The organism is Nonomuraea cavernae, assembly GCF_040655715.1.
Taxonomy (GTDB): Bacteria; Actinomycetota; Actinomycetes; order Streptosporangiales; family Streptosporangiaceae; genus Nonomuraea; species Nonomuraea cavernae_A.
The window spans coordinates 1-3,313 of the sequence record NZ_JBFAKL010000067.1; the positions used below are offsets into that span (position 1 = coordinate 1).

Annotated in this window: 3 protein-coding genes; all 3 read right to left on the bottom strand. The window is 68.8% G+C overall.

Annotated features, from left to right (window positions below; translation table 11 throughout):
• Positions 1-16: 16 nt before the first annotated feature.
• The 3 genes from AB0I38_RS40165 to AB0I38_RS40175 all read right to left on the bottom strand — a co-directional run bounded on the left by AB0I38_RS40165 (position 17) and on the right by AB0I38_RS40175 (position 3,313).
• Positions 17-2,101 (bottom strand): recombinase family protein, encoded by a 2,085-nt coding sequence (locus AB0I38_RS40165; RefSeq protein ID WP_358496081.1) that lies wholly within the window; start codon positions 2,099-2,101, stop codon positions 17-19.
• 361 nt (positions 2,102-2,462) lie between these two features.
• Positions 2,463-2,933 carry a helix-turn-helix domain-containing protein gene (locus AB0I38_RS40170; RefSeq protein WP_358496084.1) on the bottom strand — a complete coding sequence of 157 codons (471 nt, stop codon included), beginning with the start codon at positions 2,931-2,933 and terminating at the stop codon, positions 2,463-2,465.
• Between the two features lie 215 nt (positions 2,934-3,148).
• Positions 3,149-3,313 carry a DUF5372 family protein gene (locus AB0I38_RS40175; RefSeq protein WP_358496087.1) on the bottom strand — a complete coding sequence of 55 codons (165 nt, stop codon included), beginning with the start codon at positions 3,311-3,313 and terminating at the stop codon, positions 3,149-3,151.

A 3,313-nucleotide genomic window follows, 5' to 3' on the forward strand; every position in this document is an offset into this window, starting at 1 on the left:
CGACAAGACTCGGGTTTCATACTGCTCTCCTTCGATACTTTCGAGGGGGTTTGACTTCGAAGCCGGGTGGCCGGCGGTCGGCGAAGGGTCTGCCCTGCGCCGGACGTGGGGCGTCAGGACCGGGTGCGGGGAACAGGTAGCCGTTCTTGTCGTTGTAGGCGATCCCGGTGATCAGGCCGTTGCGTCGCCAGATCTTCACGGTCTGGGGCGTGGTCCCCACCGCGTGCGCGTACTCCTCCACGGTGAGCAGGCCCTGCTCGCGTAACCGCTGGTAGCGGTGGACCAGTTGGTAGGCGTCGCGGATGTCGCGGACCATCAGCGCGTTGTAGGTGCGGCCTTTACCGCTGCGGATTCCGCGCTGGTTGAGGATCGCGGCGATCTGCCGATGGGTGTACTCGCCCAGGAGTTCGTCGATCAGCGTGACAGTGTCGGGGTGGGTTTGCCAGGATTTGCCGCCGCCGACGGGCTTGTCCAGCGTGAGCGTGTGGTTCTGCCCGCCGCTCAGCCGGATCCAGGCGGTCAGCTGGTCTGCCTTGTTCAAGGTGATGTCGGTGATGAGCAGGCGCGCGATGCGTTTGCGTTCCCGCATCGGGGTGGCCGGGTCGTGCCAGAGCGTGTGGACGTCGGCGGCCAGCGCGGTCAAGCGCGTCCGGGTGGCCTGCGCAAGTGGGACGGCGGCGCTGGTGGCCGCTGCGTACTCCTGTCTGGCTGCGCGCACCTCGCGCAGGGCGGCGTTCCAGTCGGCCTCCAGGGTGTCGGCGACCAGCCGGTTGCCGGGGTCGACGGCCAGGTAGCGGCGGCGGGCCAGATCCGCGCGCTGCTCGGCGCGTTGAACGTGGGCAGCGCGTAGGCGGTCGGCTTGTTGCTCGCGTGCGGCGATCTGCTCGGTGACGGCCAGGGCGGTCTCCACGGCCAGCGGGGTGAGCAGTGTGAGCAGCAGGTCCGCGATCGCATGGTCGAGTTTGGCGCCGGGGATGCGCTGGCAGATACGGGTGCCGTTCTGGATCGCCTCGGTCATGCACCGGTAGTCGGGCCAGAGCTGGTCACGGTATTGGCGGTAGCCCACCGTCATCCGGCGGCCGCATCGGCCACAGAGCACCAGTCCCTGCAGCAGGGCAGGGCCTTCGCGGGGCGGCCCGGCTTTGCGTTCCTGGCCCCGGGACTGGGCGTTGCCGGCCAGCTGGGCCAGATTGGCTTCCCACTGGCCGATGCTGATATATCCCGGGTGGTGGTCCGCGATCAGCGTGTCCCACTGCTCACGTGGCAGCACCTCGAACCCGACACGGCCATCCGGGGTGCGGATGGTGCGGCGCCGCCCGTAACAGAACGCCCCCGCATAGCAGGGATTGTGCAGTACCGACAGCACCCGCCAGTGCTTGAGTGGCTCCCAAATCACTTGGCCCTTGCGTGGCCCGGACCGGATTCGCGCCGGGAACAGCAGTCCGTCCCGGGCGAAGGCCATGACCACGGCGCGGGCCGAGCCGGTCTGGGCGAACAGGGCGAACAGCCGCTCCAGGGCGCCGCGGATCTGAGCGTCGGGGTCCAGGACCGGGTGGTCGGCGCCGTCATAGCAGTAGCCGATGGGCAGGGCCTGCTTGAGCTCCCCGCGCCGGGCCTTGGACAACTGGCCGCCGCGTAGCCGGGCGCCGAGCAGGTGCAGTTCGGCCTCTGACATGGTGCCCTTCATGCCCAGCACGAGCCGGTCGTTGAACGTCCTGGGGTCGTAGAGGCCGTCCTCGTCCAGGATCAGGGTCGAGGTCAGCGCGCAGATCTCCAGCAGCCGGTGCCAGTCGGTGTTGTTGCGCGCCAGCCGGGAGACCTCCAGCCCGAGCACGATCCCGGCCCTGCCCAGGCCGACCTCGGCGACCAGGCGTTGGAACCCGTCGCGATCGGCTGAGCTGGCACCCGAGCGTCCCTGATCGGTGTCGATCACGGTAATTTGCGCATCGGCCCAGCCGAGCGCGATGGCCCGGCCTCGCAGGTCGTACTGCCGCCAGGTCGATTCGGTGTTGTTGGCCACCTGTTTCAGCGATGACTGGCGGACATACAGGTAGGCGTCGCGCCGCAGATGCTCGGCGGTCACCTTCGCCGATCCGGTCATGTCCCGGTGCATAACCGCCTCCTGCTGTCTGAGTTCAGGACCATCGGTGCCGGCGCGGCTGGCGTGGCGGCTGGCGCGGCCTCCATGACGAGCGCAGCCAGCACATCCACCAGATGCGCGCACCGCCCGCCGTCTGGCAGGGCCGCTGTCGTCGGCCGGTCCGGCTCCGGTGCCGGACCAGATGCCGGGGCCCGGCGCGGGGTCGAGATGAGGGCCACGGCCGCCGCCCACGCCGCCATGCCGGAGCGGGCCAGCACGCTCCAGGCGTGCCGTCGGCCGTTTCCACTGCCGCCGAGCACTGCCGCGCGCAGACTTTCGTAGTATTCACTGATCTTGGCTGGGTTGGGTGTGTCGCAGGAGGTCAGCGCCCAGTCGCTGCCTCCGGGTCGCGGGGTTCGCGTCGTCGCGTGAGTGCCCGCTCCACCGAGCGCGGATGCACCGGGAAGCCGAACTCGGCTTCGATGAGTTTGGCCAGCGCCCGGCCTTTGAGCCTCGGATCGGCTGCCCGCCACTGTTCGACCCGGTCCATGACCGGCTTGGTCAGCTTGCGCGGCCCTTTGGGGCCGGGCTTGCCCGGCACCAGCCCTGCCGGGCCCGCCGCGTCCAGTGCGGCAGCGGCGGTATAGAACGAGGCGCGGGAGAAGCCGAACGCGGCGGCGGCCACCGTGACCGGTACCCGATCGACCAGGACCTTGCGCACCATCTCGTACTTGACCTGCACGAGATCACGCGCGTCGAAGAACGCCGAGGAGGAGAACAGCGGATCGACCACCGCGTCGGCCCGCTGGTTGAACACTCCGGCCGCTGTCAGCACCGCTGCCTTGCCGTCCATGCTCTCTCCCGGCGACTTTGTCACGGTCTATGCTCAGATGATTACGCCGCGTGTTCTGGAAGGCAAGCTCAGTCATCCCGATCCCGAGGCATAATCACCAGCCCAGGCGGATAGCCGAACGGGACTGCGGGGACAGGGATGCATCGACGCGGCGTAATCTTCCGACATTTCGCGGCGCAGACTCCTGGTCATGATCAGGAGTCCGCGCGGGAGCGTTACGAGGTCCGACGATCGATCAGATCCGCCAGCGCCACCAGGTCCACGGTCCGGAACGGACACCGCCCCGCGGCCATGACCCGAAACGGGTCATCGGCCACCACGTCCGTCCACGCTGCGGGGATAGACCGCCGTCGGCCCTGCTCGTCGAGATAGAACACCAC

Excerpts from the sequence above, each read along its gene's own strand:
- AB0I38_RS40165 (WP_358496081.1), bottom strand. The coding sequence starts at position 2,101 with ATGACCGGATCGGCGAAGGTGACCGCCGAGCATCTGCGGCGCGACGCC.
- AB0I38_RS40170 (WP_358496084.1), bottom strand. The coding sequence starts at position 2,933 with ATGGACGGCAAGGCAGCGGTGCTGACAGCGGCCGGAGTGTTCAACCAG.